This is a genomic window from Paenarthrobacter nitroguajacolicus (assembly GCF_051027655.1).
Lineage (GTDB): Bacteria > Actinomycetota > Actinomycetes > Actinomycetales > Micrococcaceae > Arthrobacter > Arthrobacter nitroguajacolicus.
The window spans coordinates 699284-718797 of the sequence record NZ_CP073234.1; the positions used below are offsets into that span (position 1 = coordinate 699284).

17 protein-coding genes, 1 tRNA gene and 1 other RNA gene are annotated in these 19514 nt (G+C 63.5%); 10 read left to right on the forward strand and 9 right to left on the reverse strand.

Annotated elements, in window-relative coordinates:
* Nucleotides 1–16: 16 nt before the first annotated feature.
* Nucleotides 17–113: signal recognition particle sRNA small type (gene ffs / locus KCX59_RS03570), an RNA gene on the reverse strand.
* 87 nt (nt 114–200) lie between these two features.
* The gene (locus tag KCX59_RS03575; protein WP_179018859.1) at nt 201–524 is read right to left on the reverse strand and encodes a hypothetical protein; all 324 of its coding nucleotides are present in this window, start codon (nt 522–524) and stop codon (nt 201–203) included.
* A 305-nt stretch (nt 525–829) separates the two neighbouring features.
* Between KCX59_RS03575 and KCX59_RS03580 the strand changes: the two genes are divergently transcribed.
* A tRNA-Ser gene (locus KCX59_RS03580) sits at nt 830–914 on the forward strand.
* 46 nt (nt 915–960) lie between these two features.
* Here the strand turns inward: KCX59_RS03580 and KCX59_RS03585 are convergent.
* Nucleotides 961–1890 carry a LysR family transcriptional regulator gene (locus KCX59_RS03585; RefSeq protein ID WP_091467496.1) on the reverse strand — a complete coding sequence of 310 codons (930 nt, stop codon included), beginning with the start codon at nt 1888–1890 and terminating at the stop codon, nt 961–963.
* A gap of 123 nt (nt 1891–2013) precedes the next feature.
* On the opposite strand from KCX59_RS03585, the gene KCX59_RS03590 reads away from it, so the two are divergent.
* Nucleotides 2014–5475 (forward strand): bifunctional proline dehydrogenase/L-glutamate gamma-semialdehyde dehydrogenase, encoded by a 3462-nt coding sequence (locus tag KCX59_RS03590; RefSeq protein WP_179018857.1) that lies wholly within the window; start codon nt 2014–2016, stop codon nt 5473–5475.
* Nucleotides 5476–5554: 79 nt separating this feature from the next.
* Here the strand turns inward: KCX59_RS03590 and KCX59_RS03595 are convergent, their stop codons facing one another.
* Together KCX59_RS03595 and KCX59_RS03600 are read right to left on the reverse strand one after the other, a co-directional pair.
* Nucleotides 5555–6475, reverse strand: a complete 921-nt coding sequence (locus KCX59_RS03595; RefSeq protein ID WP_179018855.1) for an oxygenase MpaB family protein — start codon at nt 6473–6475, stop codon at nt 5555–5557.
* A 44-nt stretch (nt 6476–6519) separates the two neighbouring features.
* The gene (locus KCX59_RS03600; RefSeq protein WP_179018853.1) at nt 6520–7962 is read right to left on the reverse strand and encodes an MFS transporter; all 1443 of its coding nucleotides are present in this window, start codon (nt 7960–7962) and stop codon (nt 6520–6522) included.
* A 97-nt stretch (nt 7963–8059) separates the two neighbouring features.
* On the opposite strand from KCX59_RS03600, the gene KCX59_RS03605 reads away from it, so the two are divergent.
* The 4 genes from KCX59_RS03605 (at nt 8060) to KCX59_RS03620 (ending at nt 11966) form a co-directional block, all read left to right on the forward strand.
* Nucleotides 8060–8440: a MarR family winged helix-turn-helix transcriptional regulator gene (locus KCX59_RS03605; RefSeq protein ID WP_091465207.1), complete on the forward strand. Its 381-nt coding sequence runs from the start codon at nt 8060–8062 to the stop codon at nt 8438–8440.
* A 154-nt stretch (nt 8441–8594) separates the two neighbouring features.
* Nucleotides 8595–10235 (forward strand): M23 family metallopeptidase, encoded by a 1641-nt coding sequence (locus tag KCX59_RS03610; protein WP_179018851.1) that lies wholly within the window; start codon nt 8595–8597, stop codon nt 10233–10235.
* A gap of 122 nt (nt 10236–10357) precedes the next feature.
* Nucleotides 10358–10840: a glutathione peroxidase gene (locus KCX59_RS03615; protein ID WP_179018849.1), complete on the forward strand. Its 483-nt coding sequence runs from the start codon at nt 10358–10360 to the stop codon at nt 10838–10840.
* A 142-nt stretch (nt 10841–10982) separates the two neighbouring features.
* A complete protein-coding gene (locus KCX59_RS03620; protein WP_179018847.1) occupies nt 10983–11966 on the forward strand; it encodes a phosphodiesterase in 984 nt (327 codons plus the stop codon).
* Here the strand turns inward: KCX59_RS03620 and KCX59_RS03625 are convergent.
* Nucleotides 11944–13533, reverse strand: a complete 1590-nt coding sequence (locus KCX59_RS03625) for a stealth family protein (RefSeq protein ID WP_370628859.1) — start codon at nt 13531–13533, stop codon at nt 11944–11946. The genes KCX59_RS03620 and KCX59_RS03625 overlap by 23 nt on opposite strands.
* Nucleotides 13534–13600: 67 nt before the next feature.
* A complete protein-coding gene (locus tag KCX59_RS03630) occupies nt 13601–14521 on the reverse strand; it encodes a hypothetical protein (protein ID WP_178993283.1) in 921 nt (306 codons plus the stop codon).
* Between the two features lie 136 nt (nt 14522–14657).
* Here KCX59_RS03630 and KCX59_RS03635 point away from each other — a divergent pair, with 136 nt between their 5' ends.
* Both KCX59_RS03635 and KCX59_RS03640 read left to right on the forward strand, forming a co-directional pair.
* Nucleotides 14658–14957: a type II toxin-antitoxin system VapB family antitoxin gene (locus KCX59_RS03635; RefSeq protein ID WP_011773432.1), complete on the forward strand. Its 300-nt coding sequence runs from the start codon at nt 14658–14660 to the stop codon at nt 14955–14957.
* A gap of 22 nt (nt 14958–14979) precedes the next feature.
* A complete protein-coding gene (locus tag KCX59_RS03640) occupies nt 14980–15627 on the forward strand; it encodes a LytR C-terminal domain-containing protein (protein WP_091465216.1) in 648 nt (215 codons plus the stop codon).
* A gap of 51 nt (nt 15628–15678) precedes the next feature.
* On the opposite strand, the gene KCX59_RS03645 is transcribed toward KCX59_RS03640, so the two are convergent.
* Nucleotides 15679–16401: a TetR/AcrR family transcriptional regulator gene (locus KCX59_RS03645; protein ID WP_178993285.1), complete on the reverse strand. Its 723-nt coding sequence runs from the start codon at nt 16399–16401 to the stop codon at nt 15679–15681.
* A 48-nt stretch (nt 16402–16449) separates the two neighbouring features.
* Nucleotides 16450–17448, reverse strand: a complete 999-nt coding sequence (locus KCX59_RS03650) for a LacI family DNA-binding transcriptional regulator (protein ID WP_179018845.1) — start codon at nt 17446–17448, stop codon at nt 16450–16452.
* A 107-nt stretch (nt 17449–17555) separates the two neighbouring features.
* On the opposite strand from KCX59_RS03650, the gene KCX59_RS03655 reads away from it, so the two are divergent.
* Together KCX59_RS03655 and KCX59_RS03660 are read left to right on the forward strand one after the other, a co-directional pair.
* Nucleotides 17556–18677, forward strand: coding sequence for a Gfo/Idh/MocA family oxidoreductase (locus KCX59_RS03655; protein ID WP_179018843.1), 1122 nt, complete (start codon nt 17556–17558; stop codon nt 18675–18677).
* Nucleotides 18674–19465, forward strand: coding sequence for a TIM barrel protein (locus tag KCX59_RS03660; RefSeq protein WP_179018842.1), 792 nt, complete (start codon nt 18674–18676; stop codon nt 19463–19465). The genes KCX59_RS03655 and KCX59_RS03660 overlap by 4 nt, the downstream gene beginning before the upstream one ends.
* The last annotated feature ends 49 nt before the right edge of the window (nt 19466–19514 follow it).

A 19514-nucleotide genomic window follows, 5' to 3' on the forward strand; every position in this document is an offset into this window, starting at 1 on the left:
GGGACTGACAGTTAAAGTAAGTGACCCCTCATGCACCCGCCAGAGCCCATCTACCCTTGCTACCTTCCGGTCCTGGGGGAGTTCAACAGGATGACGCCACATGAGGGGCCGTCGACAAGCTTACCCGAACTTGGGTTGCGGTTCGAATCGGCTGGAAGGGCTGTGGATAAGGCTCGACGGCGGTTGGCTGGGTGCACGACTCACCGCCATCCATTCACCGGCCACGTTATGAAAGCCGGCTCCTCATAAGGGTGCGCGGCCCGCAAAGCCCGCACGACGCCGTCGAGCATGTCCTCCTGAACAACGCACTCAACCCGGGTTTCGGGCACCTGCTCCTCGATCCCCACCTCACCAACAAAGGGGCGCGCTCCAGGCAGCGGCGTGAAGCGGCCGGTCCCTGGTGAAGTAAAGGCGCAGTGGGAGTAGTCGCCGATTCGCCCGGCGCCTGCGTCGCCAATGGCCAGGAGGACTTCCTCGATGTGCGTCTCAGGAACGTAGACAACCAGGGCATGCAGCTGAGCCATAAGGACATCCTGTCAATGAACTTCGGCTACAAACAGGTCTCAACCATTGCAAAACGGGGGACCGCAGCGGACCATGGGTATGTACACCGATTGGGGCAATCTCAAGGTTGTGAGCTGCGGGGCCTGGGAGCGAGGGGCCGGACCCGGCAGCTCAACGGTGATACCGCAAGAATGGGCGCGTTGGGGGCGTCCATTTTTCCGTTAACGGGCTTATCTTCGAACCCTTCTACAGGCGGTGATTCGGCCCGATTACACGATGCCGAAATTCTCAGGTACAGTAGTATCTGCTTTCGAATCGGAAGCAAGGAGAATTCGCCTAGCGGCCTATGGCGCACGCCTGGAACGCGTGTTGGGTTAACGCCCTCGGGGGTTCAAATCCCCCATTCTCCGCGTTTGGCCCCAGTCCTCGGACTGGGGCCTTTTGCGTTCCCGGAAGCTAGTCGGCGTCAGCCTGCTGCTCGGCATCCTGCTGCTGTGTTGCCGCGACCCTCTCCAGCACTTCGCGGCAGGCTGCGGTTGCAGGGTGGATGCGGCCGGCGGTCCTGGTGGACGTGAAAACGGTTCGCTTCGGAAGGCCCGGGAGGTCCAGGAGTTGGACGGTGCGGGTTCTCCCCGTCCACACCAGGTCCGGCATGAGCGCCACGGCGTTTCCGGATTCAATGAGCCGGATCTGTGCTTGGAGGTCGGCCGTTTCGTAACGTACGTCGGGCTCGAACCCCGCTGAACGGCACGCCTGCTCAGCCCAGTGCCTGGAAGCGGCCCCCCGGGGTTCCATGACCCACGGCATTGAGGCGGTGTCCGCAAGCGACGAAACAGTTTCGCCGCCCAATCCCACCGGGGGAGTGGCCAGGCGGATGGCGTCGCTGGTGAGGATCACACGGTCCAGGCCGCTGTGATGCGGGGCGGCGTGGCCTGGGTATTGCTCTGCCACCACGAGATCGAAGTCGCGCGCCCAGGTTTCGTAGAGTGCAGTCTCGGGCTCGCGCTGCGTCATCTCCACGCGGACCTCTGGATACTCCTGGCGCATGATGCTGAGGAAATCGGGCAGCAAAGCCAACGCGGCCGACTGGAAGACGGCGAGCCGGACAGTGCCCGTGACCATGGATAGCGAGGCCGCGAGCTCGGTCTCCGCGCGCTCCAAGGTCTCCAACAGAGCGGCCGTGTGGGCTACGAGGATCTCCGCTTGCGGAGTCAGCTGCACTCGCCGCCCGGCTTTGCGCAGCAGCTCCACACCCGCTTCCTTCTCCAGCAACGTCAGCTGCTGCGAAACCGATGAAGGGCTGTACTGCATCGCGTCGGCGACTTCGGCCAAGGTTCCGCGGATCTTCAATTCGTGCAGCAAACGCAGCCTGCGGACGTCCAGCAAGGCGGCCTCCAAAGGTTCGGGATGGGTAATCAATATTCGTCAGAAAAGATCGCTTTTCCTAACGTGATTGTAGATCCATACTGATGGAAACAAACAAACTTCTCCGCCTCAGAAGGAGCCCCCATGACCAGCACCCTCCCGGATGCCACCGCCCCGCGCACCCAGGATTCCGGGCAGTTCGATGCTTTGGCTCAGGAAGCCATCGCCTTGGTCCGCCACTGGCTTACCGAAGCCAGCAAGATCCCCGTGGATGTGTCCGCGCAGCGTCTCGCCGGTGTCCTGAAGGACCCGAACGGACTTGACTTCACTGTCGGATTCGTCGACGGCGTCATCCGCCCCGAGGACCTGTCGGTCGCCGGCCGCAAGCTCGCAGAGCTCGCTCCCAAGGTGCCCAAGTTCCTCCCGTGGTACATGCGCAGCGCTGTACGCGTAGGTGGCGTCATGGCTCCGATCGTCCCGCAGGTAGTCATCCCGATCGCCCGCCGCGTGCTCCGCGAAATGGTGGGCCACCTGATCGTGGACGCCACCGACGCCAAGCTCGGCCCGGCCATCGCCAAGATCCGCCAGGACGGCGTTCACCTGAACGTCAACCTCCTCGGCGAAGCAGTCCTGGGCGAACACGAAGCCCAGCGCCGCCTGGATGGAACGCTCAAGCTCCTTGCCCGCGATGACGTGGACTACGTTTCCATCAAGGAATCCTCCACCGTGGCACCGCACTCCCCGTGGGCCTTCGACGAAGCCGTCGACCACGTGGTGGAGAAGCTCACCCCGCTGTATCGCCTGGCTGCATCCTTCCCCAAGCCCAAGTTCATCAACCTGGACATGGAGGAATACAAGGACCTCAGCATGACCATCGCGGTATTCAAGCGCATCCTGGACATGCCCGAGTTCAAGAACCTCGAGGCCGGCATCGTCCTCCAGGCCTACCTCCCGGACGCCCTTGGTGCCATGCAGGAACTCCAGGAGTGGGCTGCGGCCCGCCGCGCCCAGGGTGGCGCTCCCATCAAGGTCCGCGTGGTCAAGGGAGCCAACCTCCCCATGGAGCAGGTTGAAGCTTCCCTGCACGACTGGCCGCTGGCGACCTGGGGCACCAAGCAGGACTCCGACACCAGCTACAAGAACGTCATCAACTACGCCCTGACTCCGGAGCACATTGACGCCGTCCGCATCGGCGTCGCTGGCCACAACCTGTTCGACGTCGCCTTTGCGTGGTTGCTCGCCAAGCAGCGTGGCGTCACGAAGGGCATTGAATTCGAGATGCTCCTGGGCATGGCAACCGGCCAGGCCACGGCAGTCCGCAAGGATGTCGGCAGCCTCCTGCTCTACACACCGGTAGTCCACCCGGGCGAGTTCGACGTCGCAATCGCCTACCTGATCCGCCGCCTCGAAGAGGGTGCCAGCCAGGAAAACTTCATGTCGGCGGTCTTCGAACTGAGCGAGAACGAAGCGTTGTTCAAGCGCGAACAGCAGCGCTTCCTGGACTCCTTGGCCGGAATGACGGACGAGGTTCCTGGGCCCAACCGGCAGCAGGACCGTCGCCTCCCCGCGGATCCGGCACCGCTTGAGGGCTTCAGCAACACCCCGGACACCGACCCGGCGCTCCCGGCCAACCGCGCCTGGGGCCGCGACATCCTCAAGCGCATCTCCGGCTCCACCGCGGGCAACAAGATCGTAGAGTCCACCAAGGTCTCCGACGCCGCCGAACTGGACCGCATCATCGCCACCGCCGTGGACCACGGCAAGGCCTGGGGTGCCCTTCCGGCCGCCGAACGCGCAGCGATCCTGCACCGCGCCGGCGACATCCTTGAGGCGCGCCGTGCGGAGCTTCTTGAGGTGATGGCTTCCGAAACCGGCAAGACCATCGACCAAGGCGACCCCGAGGTCAGCGAAGCAATCGACTTCGCGCACTACTACGCCGAGCGCGCCAAGGACTTGGAAACGGTCGACGGCGCCACGTTCGTCCCAGCCAACCTCACCGTGGTGACACCGCCGTGGAACTTCCCGGTGGCGATCCCCGCAGGCTCGACGCTCGCAGCGCTTGCCTCAGGTTCCGCCGTCGTGATCAAGCCTGCAAAGCAGGCACGCCGCTCCGGTTCCGTCATGGTGGATGCCCTCTGGGAAGCCGGCGTGCCCCGTGAAGTCCTGGCCCTCGTGCAGCTCGAAGAGCGCGAACTCGGCACCCAGCTGGTCTCGCACCCGAGCGTTGACCGGGTCATCCTCACCGGTGGCTACGAAACCGCTGAACTCTTCCGCTCCTTCCGCCAGGACCTGCCGCTGCTCGCGGAGACGTCCGGAAAGAACGCCATCATCGTCACCCCGAGCGCTGACCTGGACCTGGCTGCCAAGGACGTTGTGTACTCGGCATTCGGCCACGCAGGCCAGAAGTGCTCGGCTGCCTCGCTGGTGATCCTGGTGGGCTCGGTGGCCAAGAGCGCCCGCTTCCACAACCAGCTGATCGACGCCGCCCGCTCGTTGACCGTCGGTTACCCGGAGAATGCCACCACCCAGATGGGGCCGATCATCGAGCCGGCCAACGGCAAGCTCCTGAACGCCCTCACCACCTTGGGAGACGGCGAGACGTGGGCCATCAAGCCCGAGCGCCTCGACGAAACAGGACGTTTGTGGTCCCCGGGCATCCGTTCGGGCGTCAAGCGTGGCTCCTACTTCCACCTCACCGAGTTCTTCGGCCCGGTCCTGGGTGTTATGACCGCGGAGACCCTCGAGGAAGCCATCGCCATCCAGAACGAGATCGAGTACGGCCTCACCGCCGGCCTCCACTCACTGGACTCCGCTGAAATGGGCGTCTGGTTGGACACCATCCAGGCCGGAAACCTGTACGTCAACCGTGGCATCACCGGTGCAATCGTCCAGCGCCAGCCCTTCGGTGGCTGGAAGAAGTCCGCAGTCGGCGCCGGAACCAAGGCCGGTGGACCGAACTACCTGATCGGTCTAGGCAGCTGGCTCCCCGCCGAGGCCAAGGCCAAGCGCGGCACGATGCTTCAGGGTGCTGCCGCGCAGATTCTCGCTGCAGCAAGGTCGGTGGACGTGTCCGCTGAGGAACTCCAAACCCTGCAGCAGTCACTCTTCAGCGACGCAGCGGCCTGGGAAGCCGAGTTCGGCACTCGCAAGGACGTCTCAGCCCTGTCCGCAGAGCGCAACGTCTTCCGCTACCGCTCCCTCCCTGTCACCATCCGCCTCTCCGAAGGCGAGCGGCTCGCTGAGCTGCTCCGCGTGGTGGCAGCCGGCGCAGTGGCTGGTTCGGCGCTCAAGGTGAGCTCCGCCGTCGTGCTTCCCGACGCCGTGGTGACGGTGTTTGCGAATCTGGGCGTCAGCGTCCGGATCGAGGACGACGCCGCGTGGCTGGCCCGTGCAGCAAAGTTCGACGCCGGCCGGATCCGCCTGATCGGTGGCGACTTCGCCGCGCTGAGCGCAGCCATGGGTGGTCGCCCGGACGTCGCGGTCTACCACGGTGCTGTGACCCAGGCTGGCCGGATCGAGATGCTGCCGTTCCTCCGCGAGCAGGCTGTGTCAATCACGGCGCACCGCTTCGGCACTCCGAACCACCTTTCGGACCACCTGATCTAGCCGTTGGCTACGGAAGGCCGGGCAGGACGGATTCGCTCCGACCTGCCCGGCCTTCGTTGTTATCGGTCCACCAAGCCCATCAGGCGGCGTACCCCAGCCTCTGCAACCTTCGCCGGGCAGCCTGCTCGCTGGGTCCATGGGAGCCCAAGGCAAACCGGACCATGCCCAGCACGGCCCGGGCAGCGGTGATGACAGGCAAGGGAACCGGACCAATCCCGGCACGGCGAATACCGAGCATCTCCCGGTACTTGGGCTCAAGACTTGCCACCGCGGCGGAAAACAGGATGGTGTAGCCGGGCTTGAGAAGCGGGCTCAGGGGCGGGTAGCGGATGAACGACACCGTCTCGGCCAAACGCTCATCAGCCCGGAGTATCCCGGAGGCGCACCACTGCTCAAGCTCGTCACGGACCTGGGCCTCGGTCAGAGGAGGGTCCTCCACTCCCATAAGCCGCCCGGCAGCTGCCCATTCGCGAACGTAGGCGTCGGGCCCGCCTGGGATGGGCCGGCCCCAGATGCGGTTGGCGGTGATGAAGGAGTCAGCGTAGGTGACGTGTACCCAGCGGAGGAGTTCGGGGTCGTTGGCGGCGTACTCACGTAAGACTCCGTTGCCGTCCACATACGTTCCCCGGACGCGCTCGTGGATCTTGCGCACGCGTGCTGTCGCTGCTTCGGCGGCCTCCGTGGAACCGTAGGTCACCGTGAAAATCCATCGGACCGTGTTAGCCAACCGTCCGAGAGGGTCTTTTTGGAAGCCTGAGTGCTCGTAAACTCCGGCCAGCGCGCCGGGATGCAGGGCCTGCATCAGCAGTACCCTGATCCCGGCCACGATGGTGGCAACATGGCCGTGCACGGCCCAGACGGCCGAACCCGGCAGGTGATATCCGGCGTCGTTCCCTTCCGCGAGGCGCGGCACCCACTCTGGAGGCGTGCCCGACGTTCCTGTGAAGGTGCGCTGCAGTTCGTGCCTGTACTCCGTGAGGTAGTTCCTCATAGGTCCCATGAGACCTCGCAATTGCGCCCATGTACAGGGGAGAAACGCGGAGCTTAGGAGCGGACGCGGCGCCGCGACGGTGCTGCCGCAACCAACAGGGCGGCGATGGCGACGGCGGCACTCAGGATGAGGCCCGGACGGTACTGTTCCAGCATGGCTTGGGCGCTGACAGTTCCGGCGGCCTGGCCGTGACCGCTGACCAATGCCGTGGTGACCGCCAAAACCAGGGCCGCCCCAACCTGGGTGCTGGTCTGGATCAAACCCGCAGCCAGCCCCTGCTCTGAATCCTTGATCCCGGCCGTCGCTTGGACGTTGATGGACGGGAAAGCCAGCGCGAAGCCGATGCCCAGCAGGACCACGGACGGCAGGATATCCAGCACGTAGTTTGGTGTGGTGCCCACCCGGAGGAACAGGACATAGCCCAGGCCGAGGGCCGTGAGCCCGGTCAGAATCAGTTGTGTGGCCCCGAACTTCTCAATGAGACGGTCCGCGAACGGCGCGTTCGTAGCCACCAACAGACCTGCCGGCAGCAGGGCCAGGGCCATTCCCAGCGGCGTCCAGCCCAGCACGGACTGCAGGTACATGGTGACGATGAACTGGAAGCTGAGGTAGGAGCCGAACAGTCCCACGGCGCTGAGATTGGCTCGGGCTACCCAGCCCTCCTTGAGGATGCTGAAGCGGATCAGCGGATGCTTGACCCTGTTCTCTATCACCGCGAAAGCCGCCAGCACGGCGATGGACACTGCGAATCCGGCGATTGTTGCCACAGATCCCCAGCCCTGCTCAGGTGCTGAAACCAAGGTGTACACGAGGCCGAGCATCCCCAGCGCGAGAGTGACGGCGCCCCAAATATCGTGCCCGCTGTTCTCCGCCGATGGCTTGTCCTTCGGGATGAACTTCATGCCCAGGAAGACCACGACGACGGCGATGGGCACCGAGACCAGGAACGTCCAACGCCAGCTGAGGCTGGTCATCAGGCCGCCCACCACCAGGCCGAGCGAGAAGCCGCTGGCGCCGAACGTGGTGAAGATGGACAGTGCCTTGTTGCGCTCGCGGCCTTCGGCGAAGTTGGTGGTGATGATGGAGAACCCGGTGGGTGCGGTGAAGGCAGCGGCAAGTCCCTTGATGAACCGGGTGGCGATCAGGATGGCGGGATCGTCCACCAGCCCGCCAAGGAGCGACGCCGCGGCGAATACGGTCAGCGCAATGAGGAAGATTCGACGCCGGCCCAACAGATCGGCGAGACGGCCACCGAGGAGCAGGAGGCTTCCGTAGCCCAGGACGTAGGCGGAAACAATCCACTGGAGGGAGTCGGTACCCAGGTTGAGTTCCTGTCCGATGGAGGGCAAGGCAACGCCGACCATGGAGACGTCCAGCCCGTCCAAAGCCAGGACGGTGCACACAACCATGAGCAGCAGCCACTGGGCACGCGTCCAGTGAACGGCTGAAACCAAAGGCGGCTCAGTTGAGGTTTTGAGGTTGGTGGGTGATGTCATGGATTTGAATCTACATGACGCGTCATTCAATGACAAGGAATATGATGTGGAATATTATGACGTGGATTCTAACCTCGAAATGAACTAGAATCAGGGCATGGCAACGACGCGTGACCGTCAACTGGTTGAGCAGTGGCGCAGCATCCAAAACTCCTACTTCCGCACCGCAGGAGCGATTGACCGCGCCCTCGAAGCGAAGTTCGACATTGGCCTCAACGAGTTTGAAATCCTGGACCTCGTTGCCGAAAGCGAAGAGTCTGCGTGCCGGATGAAGGCCTTGGGGGAGCGAACCCCCATGACCCAGAGTGCTGTCTCAAAGGTGGTGGACCGACTGGAAAAAGCCGGCCTGGTGTCCCGCGAAACCTGCGCAGATGATCGCCGTTCCCTCTTCCTGGAACTAACTGAGGCGGGCCGTGCGCTACATGCCAATGCCGCCGTCGAACACCGTGCCCTGCTGAAGGAAAACCTGGGCTCTTAGCCCCGAAAACAAAGCTCAAGATTCTTGAGCCAAAACTGAGCCAACCTTTCGGTAGGCGGCACCCTGGAAGCCTTTCTTTCTCCCCTGATTCCCGCAACAATGGTGCTTGCACGCCAGGCTGGGGTTTGGTGCCGCTGGCTTTGGGGAGTGTATTGTGGGCAACCATCATGAATCAGACCGGGCAGTGGATTTGATCCGCGCCGTAGGCTTCCATCGCGTTCTCATCGCGGGATGCCTCGCCGTCCTGGCTTTCTTTGCGTTTGGCTTCCAACCCTTGAATTCCGTCTCCAGCAGCTCTGTTGGCGGGGCACTGGCGCAGGGGGTGGTGGAACCAACGGCTCTAGGCACCCTGGTGCCGCCGGAAGCCGAGACCTTGGTGATCGACTCCATGCCGGAGCCGCCCGAGCAAATACCTGCCACGCCCATGGTCTACTTCGAACGCGCTCTGGTAAGAACCGTCAGCAAGGACGGTTCCACAGGACTGACCGTTGCCTCCGCAGGCCTTTCGCGACCACCTGCAGGGAGCCTCTACTCACCGCTTGAGGTCCTCAACAAGAGCTCGTCTTACGGCTACCGCTACAGTCCCTTGACTGGCCTGGCCGGAGAATTCCACTGGGGTCAGGACTACGCAGCCGCCTGCGGTACGCGGGTCTACGCCGCAGACGCCGGCGTAGTGCGGGCTGTCGGATGGCATGTGTGGGGCGGTGGCAACCGGGTTGAAATCGAGCATGGCAACGGCTTGGTCACCACGTACAACCACCTTCAGGCAATCGGCGTCACGCAAGGCCAATCGGTGCGGGTGGGCGAGGTTATCGCAGAGGTTGGGACCACGGGCTGGTCCACAGGATGCCACCTTCACTTCGAGACGATCGTCAACGGTCTCCATACTGACCCCGCGAACTGGACACTGCTGTCCATCCGGCAGACTGATCCGCTGCAGACCATCGCCATGGTGAACTACCAGCCCGGTGTCGGAAATGGCGCCTCCGGAACCCCGCAATGGGCCGTTCCTGTATCGGATGGAACCAACCGGGCCGTCATCGGTGGAGAGCACGAGCATGACGAACCGCTTCCTGTGCCACCGCCGGCCCCGTCCGGCACCACTCCGCCGGCCACCTCGACGCCGGGCACCCCCGGCGGAACTCAAACCACTCCGCCGGCCACCTCGACGCCGGGCACCCCCGGCGGAACTCAAACCACGACGCCGACACCCTCACCTTCCGTGACGGCCACACCGACGCCAACCCCGACAACCACTGCTACGCCAACGCCGACGCCGACTCCGACGACCACTGCAACGCCGACTCCGACTGGCACCTCCACGCCACCGCCGTCGACCAGTGCCCCGGAAACCAGTACCGTCCCGCCGACGCTGACGACGGCCCCGGTGGCACCAACTCTTCAATCGGCCATCGCCCCGCCGCCGGTGGTTGTTGAACCGGCTCCGCTCGCGCCCGCGGTTGTGGAGCCAGCTCCGGTAGCTCCCGCTCCGGCGCCGGCAGTGCTTGAACCGGCGCCGGTTGTGCAGGCTCCAGCGCCCGTGATGGTGGAACCAGCGCCCGTTGTCGTGGCGCCAGCACCGGTCATTGTGGAACCAGCGCCGGTAGTGACCCAGGCCGTTCCGTCGGCTCCTGCACCTCCGGTGGCGCCCGCACCTGCGCCCGTGGCTGTCCTTCCAACTGCGCTCCCGGTGGTGGTGCTTCCGCCCGGATACATCCTGATAGCACCGGACCTGGTCCAGCGCCCGGATGGTGTGATCGTGCCGTTGTCCACGCTGATCCTCCCGGCACCCTAAGCCGGACACACGCTGACGGCACGTGAAACGCCGGATAACCCTGCATTTCGCGGCCCCAAGCCAGCTCCCGTAAGCTCGATGGCGGCAAACCCGCCAGACGACGTCGTCAGGAAGCGAATCCCATGTCCAGCCTTTACAGCATTCCCCTCACCTTCAACGATGGCACCGAAGCAGACTTCGGCCGGTTCGAGGGCAAAGCGGTGGTGGTGGTGAACGTCGCTTCTGAGTGTGGCTACACACGCCAGTACGCGGGCCTGGAAGAGCTGTACGGCAAGTACCGGAGCCAGGGGCTGGAGATCCTCGGAGTGCCCTGCAACCAGTTCGGCGGGCAGGAGCCTGGCGCAGACCACGACATCGCAGAATTCTGCGAGCGCAACTTCGGAGTGTCCTTCCCCCTGACCAGCAAAGCCAACGTCCTTGGCAAGCAGCAGCATCCCCTGTTCGCGGAGCTGGCCCGGGACGAGGACGGGCAGCCGGCCAAGGTGAAATGGAACTTCGAGAAGTTCGTCATAAACCGCGGTGGCGAACTCGTGGCAAGGTTCCCATCCGCAGTGGAGCCTGACTCCGAAGACCTTGTGAAAGCAGTGGAAGAAGCGCTGGCATAGAGCCACCAGTCCTGAAAGGAGGAAAGTAATTTTCCAACATTCCGCCGGAAATTAGCCAGTTGTTGGCTTGTTGTCTGGTTGGATTGGCCCTACTGGATTGATACGGGAGAAGCCGTCTCCCACCAAACGCTAAGGCGAAGCTATGGAGCTCATCGAGGCCGAATACCCCAAACCAGGTCATGTGCTTTTGCACCTGAGCGATCTTCACCTGGTGGGGGGTCCGGGCACGCTCCACGGCTCGGTGGACAGCGCAGCCAGGCTCCAGGAGATCTGCGAGCAAATCATCGCCTCCAGGATCAGGCCCGAGGCCATCATTTTCACCGGAGACCTCGCCGACAAAGGTGAGCTGGAAGCCTACAGGCAACTCCGCGAGATGATTGAACCTCTGTGCGCGTCACTGGGAGCCAAAGCCATCTGGGCCATGGGCAACCATGACAACCGGGCAAACTTCCGTTCCGCGTTCGCCGATGCCTCTGCGGCCAGCAAGCCACAGGATCCCGTGGACCGCAGCTACTTTGTCAACGGACTCCGCATCATCACCCTGGACACCACGGTTCCCGGCCACCACTACGGCGAACTGTCAGAATCCCAGCTGGAGTGGCTGGCCTCTGAGCTGGCCACGCCAGCCCCGGACGGCACCATCCTTGCCCTGCATCACCCGCCCGTCCCATGCGTGCAGGACCTCGCCGTGATGGTGGAGCTGCGCGGCCAAGCCGCACTGGCCGCCGTCGTCCGTAATACGGACGTCCGCACCATCCTGGGCGGCCACCTGCACTACTCCACGACGGCGAGCTTCGCAGGCATCCCGGTATCGGTCGCCTCAGCTACCTGTTACACGCAGGACCTGGCGGTTCGCGCCGGCGGACAGCGCGGACGTGACGGGGCGCAGTCCTACAACATGATCCACGTCTACGAGCACACGATCGTGCACTCCGTGGTTCCGATGTCCGGTGGCGTCACCGTTGGCGAGCCCTTGGATGCAGCCGAGGTTCAGCGGCGCCTGGCGGCGGCCGGCATTCGCATTCCGCACGAGTCCCGGGTGGGAGCCCACACTTCGCCGGGCACGCACACCTCGTCGCTCCCGCTTGTTTCTCCCGGTGGCTTTACTTCTCCCAAGGCGCCTTGACGGGGAAGTACTTCTCCAGGAAGTCGGTCACCAGGTCGGCTCGTTCATTTGCCTCGACTTCGGGGAAGCTGCCGTCGTTCAGGCAGAAGAAGTCCATGTGGCGCTTGGCCAGGAGCTTTGGCAGGTAGTGCAGTCCGGCCCACATGGTGGAGTCCACATACCTGACTTTGGCACTGGTTTGCGTGACCGCGCGACCGGTAAGCAGGGCGTAGTAGTGGTAGAACGAGTTGGTCACCGAGATGTTGTCCGCGGCACGGAACCGACTTCCGGCGGTCTTTGCGAACTCGGCCGGGAATTCCTTCTCCATTTTGGCCACCACGCTACGGCGTAGCGGCGCGGCCGTGTGCTCAAGGTGCCGGGTGGTGATCCGGCCGAAGCGCTCCCACAGCAGCTTGCGGTTCACACGGGCTGCGTTCTCAAAACCGCTGCGTTCGGCGTCATTCTCGCCCAGCCCAATGCGGGTGTCAGCTTCGATGAACTTGGTGATGCCACCGGGCGTGAAGAACATGTCAGGGCCCACGGGGCGGCCAAAGAACATGTCGTCATTGGAGTACAGGAAGTGCTCTGAGAGGCCCTTGATGTGGTGCAGCTGGCACTCCACGGCCTGCGAGTTGTGGGTGGGCAGCACAGAGGGGTCTGCGAAGAACTCCTCGCTGCGCACAATGGTCACTGACGGGTGGTCGGCCAGCCATTCCGGTGCGGGGGAGTCGGTGGCGATGAAGATCCGCCGGATCCAGGGCGCGAACATGTGCACGGAGCGCAGTGCGTACTTCAGCTCGTTGATCTGCCGGAAGCGTGCCTCATGGTCGTCGCCCTCGCCGAGGACAGCCTCGGACTGCTGGGCACGCCTCCTGGCGATGTATTCGGGGTCGCTGCCATCCACCCACGAGAAGACGATGTCGATATCGAAGTCGATGTCGCTGGCGTGGTCAGCGAACATGTTCTCGATGGTGGGCCAGGACAGGCCGTGCCGTTGTACTGTGCCGCGCACCGCGTCCTGGCGAAGCATGGTGCGGCGGGTGAGGGAATTCTCCACGGGGAGTTCCAAGTGATCGCCCTCAAACCGCCACAGCTCAAGCTGCACGCCCAAAGCCGGGCCGTACCAGAGCCCGCCGCCGATCTCGACGCGCGGCCGGTACAAGCGGAAGATGCGGGCTTTTCGGTTAGCCGAGAGATCGCCGTCCGCCACCAACATGGAGGTCTTCTTCTTGGCGTCCACGGTCATGGAATAGAAAGGCTCATTCCGGAACGCAGTGACCAGCGCCTCCCGAACGTCCTTGCGTGACTCCCAGTCAACGGCGATAACGGGCCGCTCATCATTACCGCGCACCAGGATGAAATCGATACCAGCAGCGTCCAAGGCGGCCCTGACCGCCAGAAGGTCGGACACCATGGCCTGTTGCGGAGTCAGGTCGCCGTTGACCAGGGCGTACCGCCCGCGGTGACGGACGACGTCGGACCTGTGCCTAAGATGCGCGACGACGGCAGGCGAGATCGCCTCAGCAATCGTGTCCTCTTCGATGGACGGGCTGCCGTGGTAAATCGGATCGACCTGTGCTTGTGTGATGGCTGTATCTCCGGGATCGTTGCGGTGCAGGTTGCTCTAAGACGTTAAAACTATGATGCGCTGGAACTTAGATCGAAAGGGCTTCACGCCAGCTGCGGAGGAATGCGCCGCCGGCGTCGTCGTGGATCACGTCATCCGCCAGTTCAAGGTCGGCTGCCGTCAAAATGGTGTAGGGCTTCACCGGTACGCCGTCTGCGGGCCGGACGTCCACGTGCTTCACATCGTGATCGTTGTGGTAAAGCCAGTCTGCCATGGCGTAGTCCGTGCGGGAATCACCTACCGTCCGCCAGGAGAGCGGAGTAATGCCCTGGGCTGCCAGGAGTTCAACCGCGCGGCTGGCTCCGAGGTCCTTGCCCAGTCGGACCGATTCGATGTCCGTGGAGATGATGGTGGGGTCCAGGCGGTAGTCCGCGGCGTCATCGGACTCAGGTGCGTGGTGGTCCAGGATGGCCGCGTTGAGGCCGTGGCGTCCCATGATGTCCAGGGCATCGGCGTCGAAGAGTTTCTGCTCGGCCAGGTAGTCCGCGCTGGACACGTCCAGGTGCTGCTCCACGGAAACCATGGCGCGCTTGGTCTCGTCGAAGAACATGTGTGCTGAATAGTCTTCAGCAACGAGCCTGCGGATATCGTCGCCGTAGGCCTTGGGAACGGCGAGTTCGTGGTCCACGTGGATGGGGCCGGGGCCTTCGGCTGTGTAGCTGAACCACACGGCGCCCTTCTCGCAAATAGCGTGAATGACAGTGTCCGCCGGCATGCCCGCGGCAATCATTGGTTCCATGACTTGCTCGCTGATGAACGCGTCAGAGCGGCCCGTGTTGAAGATGACGGGGATCCCGGCCGAAGCCAGGGCCACCATGTCCGCGATGATGTCAGGCTTGACGTCCCGCGTTACAGGACTGGCGATAGGGCCGTCGACATCCAGCAGCAGCGCCAAAGCGGGCGTGGCGCGGGCAGCGGTCCGGTCAGTACCTTGCAGCGGTTGAGTCATGATCCCATTCTGTCAGTCCCGGCGGTTCCCATCACAGCTATGACGCGCGACGTCGGATAGTCACCTTTTGGCCACAAGGTGCCTGTGCTGCGGGTCACAAGTTCCGTTAGCGCGGCTTCTTCCATAGGCTTGCAGAGTGATCTTCAAAGCTGTGGGCGAGGGACGCCCGTACCCTGACCATGGATACTCTGCGCCGCGGGACTGGGCTGCCCTGCCCCCGCGTCCTATCCGCCTCGATGAACTCGTTACTACCAAACGGACCCTGGACTTGGAGGCACTGTTGGCTGAGGACTCAACCTTCTTCGGTGATTTGTTCCCGCACGTCGTCCAGTATCAAGGCGTTATGTACCTCGAGGACGGGCTTCACAGGGCGGTTCGCACGGCACTCCATCAGCGGACGGCCATTCACGCACGCGTATTGGTGATCGATGGCTAGCAAGCGCAGGCGTCCCAAAGATGTGACGCAGCTCCACGGCCACCATGTAGTGACGGGCCCGGAGCTTCGGGCAACCTTTGCCGAGGACGCCCAGGCGCACAAAGGCCGCTTCCGGCGGCGGCTGTTCCATGGAATCGTCCTGGTGCTGCTGGTTGGCGTCATAGCGGCTGGAGCCGTTGGTGCGTGGGCGATCATGAACGGCGTGGTCAAGGTTCCCAGCTCAATCGCCAGCAAAGCACCCACCAGCCTCTGTCCGACCACCACGTTTGACTACGTTCCCAACGAGACCGTGGCCCTCAACGTTTTCAATGCCACGTCCCGCGCCGGGCTGGCCAGCACAGTTGCTGACCAGTTCACGGCGCGTGGCTACAAGGTGGCCTCCGTCGACAACAGCGATACCGCTTACTCAGGCGTTGGCGTGGTGGTCTCCGGGGTCAAGGGCCAGGCAGCGGCGTTCAACGTCCAGCGGAATCTTGCCGGAACGGACTACTTCGAAGACAACCGTGAGGACGAGTCCGTGGATGTCATCCTGACGCCTGGTTTCGAAGGCTTGGTGGAGCCCCAATTGGTGGACCAGACCCCGGGAACGCTGCAGTGCCCGCGTGAGGACCTGCGCATTGCGGACAACTCCAAGTGGCCCATCATTCCCACGCTCCCCGCGGATCAGTAGCCAGCTGGGCTCAGTAGCCAGCCGGGCTCAGTAGCCAGCCGGGCTTAGTAGCTAACTGGCGAGGGCGTCGTGGGCCGGCGAATCCAAGCGCACTGGCTTGCCGGCTTCGTCGAAGCGGGCTCCCGCGCCCAATTGGATGAACCGCACTGTTTGTGTCGTGTGGAGTTCGATGGCCGTGTGCACTTCGGCGGCTGTGTGAAGCTCGACGTCGGAGGCTGGCGGCGGCGGGGGAGTCCCGCCGTCGGGCGTTCGGTTGCGTCGTGCGGCGCTGGCAGAAAGCGTTCCATGAATGAGCCGCGCCAACTGGGCGACGTCGGTGTCCGGAAGGTAGCCCTGCTCCACGCCGTCCTGGAGGATGTCCTGAAGCAGGACGTTCAGGTCGCCCACATGGTCTGCGAGCTTCGCGAAGGAACCGGGGGAGAGGACGGCGGCCATGGCCGGTCCCGGCGGCAAGTGGCGGCGGCTGAGATCCTCCACCTGGGCCCGGACATAGAGGGCGAGCCTGTCAACGGGGTTCTCCAGCGCAGCCAGTGAATCGCGGAGGTCCACGATGAAACGCTCGGTCTCGTCCAAGGCGTACGCGATGAGCAGTTGCTCCATATCCGCGTAATAGTTGTAGACCGCGGTGCGTCCCACGCCGGCGTGCCGGGCGACATCCGTCATGGTCAGTCCCGGGAGGCCGTGGGTGAAGAGGAGCTCTCCAAAAGCGGTCAGAATCCGACGTTGGGTCTCGGCGCGTTGGGCAGCATTCGTGGCGGCCGTGATCCTTGGCATATAGACACTTTACAGCGATCTGTCACTAAGAGCCGTGAGGCCTCAGCATCAGGTTGCTGCTGGTGCCCGGGCGGTGGTTTTGCGGAGGACCAGGTGCGGCGTTCGGACCACGCTGCCCGGTGACTTTGCCCCTTCGATCCGGTCCACGGCGCGGCCAACAGCGGCGGCGGCAAGGAGCGGGGCGTCCTGGCTGATGGAAGATAACTGGACGTAACTGAGCTTGGCGAAATGGCTGTCGTCATAGCCGAGTACCGATACATCCTCGGGAATCCGGATCCCCGCGGCCCTGAAGCTTTCCATGATGCCGAGGGCCGACCTGTCGTTGAAGGCGATGACAGCCGTGGGCAGATCAGCCTGAAGGATTTGCCCGGCTCCCATGCCATCCTCTTCTCCAGGACCACCAGGGACAACCACGGGTTGGAGCCCGCGTCGGATCATTTCCGTGCGGTATGTCTCCCGGCGTCTGTCCGAAGAGACGGCAGCGCCGCCGTCGACGTGGACGATCCGGCTATGGCCGAGACCAACCAGGTGGTCAACGGCTATCGCGATGCCTGCGTAATCGTCACTGCTGACCGAATCCACGAGGTCGCCCACGTTGTCGCGAAGGAGGCTCACCACCGGCACTTGGCGGGCATGTAGTGCGAGGTCCTCCACGTTGAGGGTGGGCGCGATGATGATCAATGCCTCCGCGCCGACATCCAGCAAGGTTTCAATGGCGCGGGCCTCGGGCCGACCGCTGGCCACCGCGCTCAGGGCTATTTCATAGCCCCTGGCGGAGGCTTCAGCGTATGCGGCATCCACAATTTCCGCGTGAAAGGGCTGTGAGCTGGAAAAGATGAGGCCCAGGAGCTTGGTCCTGCTGCTCCGCAGCAGCCTCGCCCGGGAGTCTGCCCGATATCCGAGTTGGCGGGCCGCGTCCAATACTCTTTGCCGCGTCGATTCCGCCGCGCCGGGTGCACCCCGCATCACGATGGAAACCAAGGCACGGGAGACGCCGGCAGCCTCGGCTACGTCCATCAAAGTAGGGCGGCGCTGCAATTCCGACATATTTCCTCCTGGGTGCGAACAGTCTATAGAACGATCTAGACGTAGCGCGAATGACATGTCAGGATGGTGCAACTAGAACGATCTAGAAGACTATTTCAGGAGCTACCATGGGTTACCTTCAGCATCCGGTCACCGAAGACCGGCCCGTTCGTATCGGACTGATCGGAGCGGGATGGATCGGAAGCTTCCACGCTGAGTCCGTTGCGCACCGCATCCCCAATGCCCGGCTTGAAGCAATCGCGGATCCTGCCCTTCCGGCCGTCGAGGAACTCGCCGGCCGCTTGGGCGTTGCCAAGATCAGTAGTGACCCGGCAGATGTGCTGGACGATCCTGATGTGGACGCTGTTCTTATCGCTGCGCCGGCGCGCTTTCATGCGGGGCTGATCGCCGCGGCTGCGCGGGCGGGTAAGCACGCTTTCTGCGAAAAGCCGGGCGGCCGTACTGTGGAAGAACTTGATGACGCACTGGACGCAGCAGGGGCTGCGGGTGTGATTGTCCAGTTCGGTTTCAACCGCCGCTACTCAAGCGACTTCGCCGCCGCCCGCAGGCTCATTGATGACGGTGCCATAGGAACCCCGCAGTTGCTGCGGTCCTTGACCCGCGATCCCGGCAACCCGGACGGGATTGCCAACCCGGAGCGGATTCCGCCGGGCACCATCTTCCTGGAGACTCTCATTCACGACTTCGACACCTTGAACTGGCTGAACCCGGGGGCTGTCCCTGTTCGCGTTCATGCTGTAGCTGACGCGCTGGTAGCGCCTGAAGCAAAAGAGGGTGGCCTGTTGGATACCGCTGTAGTCACTGTGACCTACAGCAACGGAGCCATTGCTGTAGCTGAGGCCAACTTCAATGCACTCTACGGCTATGACGTGCGGGGAGAAGTTTTTGGCTCTGCCGGGATGGTGACAGCGGGAGGCCCGCAGGCCAGCACGGCCATGAGTTACACCGCTGCCGGCATCAATGCGTCCACCGTCCGCCTGAACGTGGACCTCTTTCACGATGCGTATACGGCTGAACTCGTCCACTTCGTGGACTCCGTGAAAGCTGACCGTGACGGTGTCCAAGCTCCCGCCGCCCAAGCTGCCGGTGGAACCGACGCACGGAACGCCTTGGCCGTGGCCTTAGCCGCCTCCCGTTCAGCCCAAACCGGGCTGCCGGTTGACGTGGCAACAATTGCCGAATTGCGTCCAGCGGAACCCGCACTGCACACCGTAGGTGATGAAGCATGAGCTTCCGCTTGGCTGCCTGCGCTGAGATGCTCTACGGCGAATTTCCTTTGACGGAGCGCGTGAAGAGGATTCATGAGCAAGGCTTTGAGGTGGAGTTGTGGGACACCCGGGGCCGGGACATCGCGGCCCTGATAGCAACTGGTGCCCGGTTCTCGTCCATGAGCGGTTATTTTGGCGGTAGCCTCACTGATCCCGACAGCGCCAACGAGGTGCTGGCATCGGCGGAGAAACTGATTCCTGTCGCGCTTGAACTTGGCATCGAGCGTATGGTGGTCCACCCTGCAGAGCTCGGGGAAGGCGGCCGGGCCGTCCGCCCCGTTCACCGATCTACCGGCGAGATGTGGCTGACCGGTGCGCGCTCGCTCGAACGCCTGGCGGCATTGGGCGAGAAGCACGGAGTGGTCTTCGCGTTGGAGAACTTGAACACTGTGCTGGACCACCCCGGCATCCCCTTGGCACGCGCAAAGGACACCTTGGCGCTGGTCTCGGCGGTTAACCACCCCAACGTCAGGATGATGCTGGACCTTTATCACGCCCAAATTGGTGAGGGCAACCTGATCGAACTCATCCGTGCCGCGTTGCCCTGGATAGGAGAAATACAAGTGGCCGACGTCCCCGGCCGGTGCGAACCCGGCACCGGGGAAATCAACTATCACGTCATCGCCAGTGCTCTTGGAAAGGCAGGATACGACGGGGTTGTCGGTCTCGAAGCGCAGGCCGCCGGAGGAGCCGGCCTGGAAGCAGGAGACACCGCACTGGCGGCTTTCCGTGCGGCCTTTGAAAGCTAGCCAAGAGCGGTCGGCGCGCTTGCCATGGGCGACAGTGCACTGCGTCCAA

Excerpts from the sequence above, each read along its gene's own strand:
- KCX59_RS03660 (WP_179018842.1), top strand. The coding sequence starts at position 18,674 with ATGAGCTTCCGCTTGGCTGCCTGCGCTGAGATGCTCTACGGCGAATTT.
- KCX59_RS03645 (WP_178993285.1), bottom strand. The coding sequence starts at position 16,401 with ATGCCAAGGATCACGGCCGCCACGAATGCTGCCCAACGCGCCGAGACC.
- KCX59_RS03590 (WP_179018857.1), top strand. The coding sequence starts at position 2,014 with ATGACCAGCACCCTCCCGGATGCCACCGCCCCGCGCACCCAGGATTCC.
- KCX59_RS03605 (WP_091465207.1), top strand. The coding sequence starts at position 8,060 with ATGGCAACGACGCGTGACCGTCAACTGGTTGAGCAGTGGCGCAGCATC.
- KCX59_RS03655 (WP_179018843.1), top strand. The coding sequence starts at position 17,556 with ATGGGTTACCTTCAGCATCCGGTCACCGAAGACCGGCCCGTTCGTATC.
- KCX59_RS03630 (WP_178993283.1), bottom strand. The coding sequence starts at position 14,521 with ATGACTCAACCGCTGCAAGGTACTGACCGGACCGCTGCCCGCGCCACG.
- KCX59_RS03650 (WP_179018845.1), bottom strand. The coding sequence starts at position 17,448 with ATGTCGGAATTGCAGCGCCGCCCTACTTTGATGGACGTAGCCGAGGCT.
- KCX59_RS03620 (WP_179018847.1), top strand. The coding sequence starts at position 10,983 with ATGGAGCTCATCGAGGCCGAATACCCCAAACCAGGTCATGTGCTTTTG.
- KCX59_RS03615 (WP_179018849.1), top strand. The coding sequence starts at position 10,358 with ATGTCCAGCCTTTACAGCATTCCCCTCACCTTCAACGATGGCACCGAA.
- KCX59_RS03595 (WP_179018855.1), bottom strand. The coding sequence starts at position 6,475 with ATGGGACCTATGAGGAACTACCTCACGGAGTACAGGCACGAACTGCAG.
- KCX59_RS03600 (WP_179018853.1), bottom strand. The coding sequence starts at position 7,962 with ATGACATCACCCACCAACCTCAAAACCTCAACTGAGCCGCCTTTGGTT.
- KCX59_RS03575 (WP_179018859.1), bottom strand. The coding sequence starts at position 524 with ATGGCTCAGCTGCATGCCCTGGTTGTCTACGTTCCTGAGACGCACATC.